Below are 5,526 nucleotides of genomic sequence, written 5' to 3'. Positions count from 1 at the left end.
AAAAAGCCATTCAAAATGAATGGCTTCTCGAATGTGTGAGATAATTAGTCACACTGTACTTTAATCGCTAATCCACCACGGGACGTTTCACGATATTTTGCATTCATATCTTTGCCCGTTTCATACATGGTTTCAATCACTTTATCGAGAGAAACACGAGGTTCGCTAGTACGACGCAAAGCCATACGTGCTGCATTGACTGCTTTAACAGAAGCTATCGCATTACGCTCAATACAAGGTACTTGAACTTGTCCTGCAACAGGGTCACAGGTTAAGCCTAAGTTATGTTCCATACCAATTTCTGCTGCAACACAAACTTGTTCAGGACTTGCGCCTAGTAGCTCTGCAAGGCCAGCCGCCGCCATAGAACAAGCAACACCGACTTCACCTTGACACCCCACTTCAGCACCTGAAATAGAGGCATTCATTTTATAAAGAATACCTATAGCACCAGATGCTAAGAAATAGCGTATATAGGTTTCAGGTGTGACTTTTTCAATACAGCTATCGTAGTAGGCTAATACAGCAGGAACGATGCCACAAGCACCGTTTGTAGGTGCTGTAACAACGCGTCCACCGGCTGCGTTTTCTTCATTTACGGCTAATGCGAACATATTGATGAGATCAACAACTTTCATCGGATCGTTTGATAAGCTATTACTTGACGTTAATAAACGATTTAATGCAGCCGCTCGACGTGGTACACGTAATGGCCCAGGTAATACGCCTTCAGTGTTTAAACCATGCTCAATACATTCTTGCATGGTTTTATAGACATCAGCAAAATATGCACTAATTTCCGCTTGTGTATGTAGGTCTAGCTCATTTTTCATAATCAAGCTAGAAATAGATAATCCGGTTTCTTTACAATGCTTTAATAGTTCTTCGGCACTTGCGTAAGGGTAGGATACAGGCTGGCTATCAAGTGTTGATTTTCCAAAATTTTCTTCATCAACGATAAAACCGCCACCAATTGAATAGTAGGTTTTTCTATAGATTTCTTTATCACCAGCAAAGGCATGTATTGTCATGCCATTTTCATGTAATGAGAGGTTGTCATTACTAAAATGCATGCTTTCTGCTGGAAAATCGACGACTTGCAAACCATTAGCTAATGATAAACGACCAGTTTCTTCGACTTCACGAATGAAGCCCGGAATGCTGTCAATATCGACAGTTGCTGGTGAGTTACCGGCTAACCCCATAATAATTGCGATATCAGTATGGTGACCTTTGCCTGTCAAAGACAATGAGCCGTAAACATCAACAGCAACACGGGTGACAGACGCAATCAATTCCTGGCTGACTAAATCATCGACAAATTCTTTACCCGCTTTCATTGGTCCTACGGTATGAGAGCTGGATGGTCCTATGCCCACTTTAAACATGTCGAAAACGCTAATCACGTCAGACTCCTTAATAAGAGAAGGGTTAAAAAGAGTAAAAAAATAGTTATTTATAGTAAAGGGATCGTTATTACAATTATTTCGTCCCGTTAATGCTGTAGTTTACAACATTTTTTTTAAATAGCTAAGTAGAGTTGTGGATGTGACGATAAAAAGCACTGAATGAATAAAAAAGTAGCGGGTTAAGTGATATGCAATGCAAGTTTATGCAAAATAGCTGCAGTTAATCCCCAAACAAGGTGACCATTATAAGGATAAAAATAAATACGCTGATTTTTTCCTGAAAGATGAAAGTCTACTGGTTGATAATGATGTGCATTTAATGCGTAATTAAGTGGCATCTCAAAAATAGAGGCAACTTCTGCTGGATTATTGTACAAAGCTAAATTAGCAGGAATAATACCAACAATAGGTGTAACTAAATAGCCACTAGAGCTTTGCATAGGCGCAAGTTGCCCAATAACAGAAACAGCACTAGGTGGAATAGCAACTTCTTCTTGCGCTTCTCTTAATGCAGTTTCAATAAGATTATTATCAATAGGGTCTCGTTTACCACCAGGAAAAGCCACTTGGCCAGCATGAGAGCGCATTGTGTTTGCGCGCTCAGTTAATAGCAAAGTGGGATTGGGCTTATCAATAATCGGTAGCAATACCGCCGCTGATTTTTGAGCGTGATGATTAGCGACATCCTGATTAGGTAATGTCAATTGAAAACGATTGATAAATTTCTCAATGTTTGTCATTAATCATGGACTCACTTAATACCGTTAATATTTTGCCAAGTTTATCAAATGTTTCTTGGTATTCTTTATTCGCCACGCTATCAGCAACAATACCACCACCAGCCCAGCAGTAAATTTTGTTTTTTTCAGTAAGTAACGTTCTGATACTGATATTAGTATCCATTGTGCCACAAAAACTAATATAACCCATTGCACCACAATAACCATGGCGACGATGAGGTTCTAGTTCTTCAATAATTTCCATTGCTCTAATTTTGGGTGCACCTGTAATGGAGCCACCTGGAAAAGCCGCTCGTAATAAATCTGTTGCTTTTAGATGTGTAGGAAGTTCGGCTGTAATTGTGCTGACTAAATGATGTACGGCGGGAAAACGTTCAACAACAAAGAGTTCAGGCACTTTAACTGAGCCCGTTACCGCAACTTTACCAATATCATTACGCATTAAATCCACAATCATTAAATTTTCAGCACGATCTTTTTGTGAATCTGCTAATAATTGAGCTTGTTGAGCATCTTCTTCAGGATTTTCTTTGCGAGGTAATGTGCCTTTAATTGGGCGTGTTGATATTTGATTATCTGCTAAATGAATAAAGCGTTCTGGTGAAATACTGATCACATAATTGTTAGGTAAACACATAAATGAAGAGAAAGGCGCCTTATTTTCTTGACTTAATTTTAAGAAAGCTTGCCATTCACTACCCGTATAATTTGCGCAAAACCGTTGTGCCAAATTAACTTGATAACAATCGCCAGAAAGTAAGTATTGATGAATTCTTGCAATTTTTTCATTATATTCGTCGCTATTCATATTAGATAGCCAGTCTGATGTTAAAGCAAAATTATCACCAGAGTGTATTTCTGATTTTTCATCTAACCATTGTAAGCGTGCATCAATATCTTGATAGCTAATTAATGTGGCTTTTTCTAATTTATGATCGACAATTAATGCCCAATCATAAATACCAATCGCCATATCAGCAAAATTAAGCTCATTTTTGGCTAATGAAGGAAGTTCTTCAATTCGGCGACCAAGGTCGTAGCTCCAAATACCTAATGCTCCACCTAAAAATGGTAAGTCTTCATTACTAGCAGGTTGAAACCCCACGGTATCTAATGCGGTTTGAATCAGTAAGAAGGGATCTTTTTTAGAACGTTTTACAGTGCCATTTTTTTCTTTAATGATGGTTGTTTGTTTGCGTGTCTCTAACGTAATAAGAGGATCTGCAACAATAATATCAAAACGATTATGAGTATGTTCGGCAAATCCCGAATGAAGTAAACTGGACCAAGGAAGTGAGGCAATAGGGGCAAAAACTCGTAATGCCAAATCAGGGGTATATGTTAATTCACGCTGTTGTAATAACTTATCCATTTTAAGGCCACTTAAACCAGAATTTGTATTATTATAAGGCTATCATTTAAGTAATGATGATATCTATTTCAATACAATTTAGAAATCAATTCTAATAAGAGTAACATTATGTTTCTAGAAATGCCTACATTAACACATGAAGAACAGCAAAAAGCGGTAGAAAAAATTCAGACGCTAATGTCTGAAGGTATGAGCAGTGGCGAGGCGATTCAATTAGTTGCTCAAGAACTAAGAGAAAAATACACGGGTAGTAATTCTGTATCTATTGTTTTTGAAGATGATAACGAATAAAACAAAAATTTAACAAATATCACAATTGTTTTATTAACCTTATGCTATGCTTAACTAAAAACCATGCTGTTCTAAAGGATATTTTAGGGAGTTATTATGAAATTAAGCAATATTGTTAGTAAAACAGGGATGCTCGGCGCGGCACTTCTGCTGACTCTTTCATTTGGTGCTTCTGCTGAAGATACAAATAATGTTAACAATGAAAGTGATGTTTCACGCTCAGCCCCTTTTGCAAACTGTATTAATCAAGATTCAAATGAGATTGTTGCTCGTGTAAAGAACGATTATTTACAAAATCGTTTACCGCGTTGGTTAGATGACAAAAATACGCTAGGTCCTAAGCCTGTCGCTAATATTAATGCTAATGATATTATTAAAACGGGTAATAACTATCAAATTATGTTGACTGTACGTGGTGCGCGTACTGATCTTCGTTATAATGTTGATGTAAATTGTGATGAAGATAAAATCACTTATGTATTAAATAAATAAATGGTTTTTTACGTCAAAAATAAAAAGGGAGGCAAATATGGGTTTGTCTCCCTTTTCATATATTGTAGTCAATAGAATATACTCTATTGACTAGATAAATTATTTATTTGCAGGTGGCTCAAACGGAAGGCGTTCATAATGTTGGCTTCTTGCACGATAAAAAGTAAGTCTTTCTTGAAAAAATTCATAAAGCGTTGCGGGTTGTTCTCTTGCTACTGCATCTGCAATAACAGGCATATTATAACGCTCTTTAAAGGCCACACCAGAAGCAGCTAAGCTGACATTAATTTTATCTTTTTCTTCTTGTGGCAATTTTGCAAGGTTATAGCTCATTTCTTTCTCCTGACTATGATGTATGTAAGGTAAAAGAGAGCATTTATTAATGCAAGCAAATAGTTAAAGAATAAATAAAGAATATGGCATTAATGACTCTAAATGGGATGGAGTTGTTTGAAAAATGATCTTTTTAATATCAACAATAATAAAGCGTTATTTTTACGTAATAATCTATAATACTTAATGGTTACTTATAATTAAAATATTGCAATAAATAAGCTAGATTGTAAATGAACTGTCTTTTAATTAATCAGTTAAATAAAATCTTTTAAAATAAAACCTTTAAAAATAAATTAATAAAATACTTAAAATTTGATCTAGATCAATAAAGGCTATTCGTTATATGATTAAAAATTAAATTAATGAATGCTCCTTGTTTTTTAACGCCTAACAAAATAAATATTTCCTTATATAACAAATGATTAGTTATTTATCATGATATATGATAAAAAAAAGCCCTATTTTTAAATAGGGCTAAAATAATACAACACCAGGGAAAAATATATTATAAATAAAATTAACCAAATGGTTAATAGGTATATTTACGTGTTTGCTGGATTTTATCTTAAGAGTATTCATTTTTATATAATAAGAAAAATGTTTTAGGTGAATAGGTTTTGAGATAAGGCAATAAATTATAGTAGAAGTCATACTATTATAGATGAGGGAAATAATAAGCCACTTTAGCTTAATCTATTAATTTTTATTAATATATTTGTTTGTAATGTTTATTATAGTCTATTTTTTATATATCATATTTATATAAGTATGTAATTGATGCTTATTATATGTTTGTAAATTTCAAACATTTTTATTAGTTCTTTTATTTTTATTAAAAATATCAAGCATCCATAATAACGGTTGCTTTAACTCATCCTTTTCACCT

The 5,526-nt window shown here is 34.6% G+C and carries 6 protein-coding genes; 2 read left to right on the top strand and 4 right to left on the bottom strand.

Going from position 1 to position 5,526, the window contains the following annotated elements; all coding sequences use genetic code 11:
- Nucleotides 1–44 precede the first annotated feature (44 nt).
- The 3 genes from M983_RS02150 to pabB form a co-directional block, all read right to left on the bottom strand.
- Entirely contained in the window at nt 45–1,406 is a 1,362-nt protein-coding gene (locus tag M983_RS02150; RefSeq protein ID WP_066746348.1) for an L-serine ammonia-lyase, read from the bottom strand.
- 182 nt (nt 1,407–1,588) lie between these two features.
- The gene (locus tag M983_RS02145) at nt 1,589–2,149 is read right to left on the bottom strand and encodes a CoA pyrophosphatase (protein WP_066746345.1); all 561 of its coding nucleotides are present in this window, start codon (nt 2,147–2,149) and stop codon (nt 1,589–1,591) included.
- Nucleotides 2,136–3,521, bottom strand: coding sequence for an aminodeoxychorismate synthase component 1 (pabB, locus tag M983_RS02140; RefSeq protein WP_066746342.1), 1,386 nt, complete (start codon nt 3,519–3,521; stop codon nt 2,136–2,138). The genes M983_RS02145 and pabB overlap by 14 nt, the downstream gene beginning before the upstream one ends.
- Nucleotides 3,522–3,629: 108 nt before the next feature.
- Here pabB and M983_RS02135 point away from each other — a divergent pair, with 108 nt between their 5' ends.
- Nucleotides 3,630–3,812 carry a YoaH family protein gene (locus M983_RS02135; protein WP_066746339.1) on the top strand — a complete coding sequence of 61 codons (183 nt, stop codon included), beginning with the start codon at nt 3,630–3,632 and terminating at the stop codon, nt 3,810–3,812.
- Nucleotides 3,813–3,908: 96 nt separating this feature from the next.
- Nucleotides 3,909–4,304 carry a protein YebF gene (yebF, locus tag M983_RS02130; RefSeq protein WP_066746336.1) on the top strand — a complete coding sequence of 132 codons (396 nt, stop codon included), beginning with the start codon at nt 3,909–3,911 and terminating at the stop codon, nt 4,302–4,304.
- Nucleotides 4,305–4,403: 99 nt separating this feature from the next.
- On the opposite strand, the gene M983_RS02125 is transcribed toward yebF, so the two are convergent.
- Entirely contained in the window at nt 4,404–4,637 is a 234-nt protein-coding gene (locus tag M983_RS02125) for a DNA polymerase III subunit theta (protein WP_066746334.1), read from the bottom strand.
- Nucleotides 4,638–5,526: the final 889 nt, after the last annotated feature.

This window comes from Proteus myxofaciens ATCC 19692 (assembly GCF_001654855.1).
Lineage (GTDB): Bacteria > Pseudomonadota > Gammaproteobacteria > Enterobacterales > Enterobacteriaceae > Proteus > Proteus myxofaciens.
This window is presented reverse-complemented; position numbering and strand designations above follow the sequence as displayed.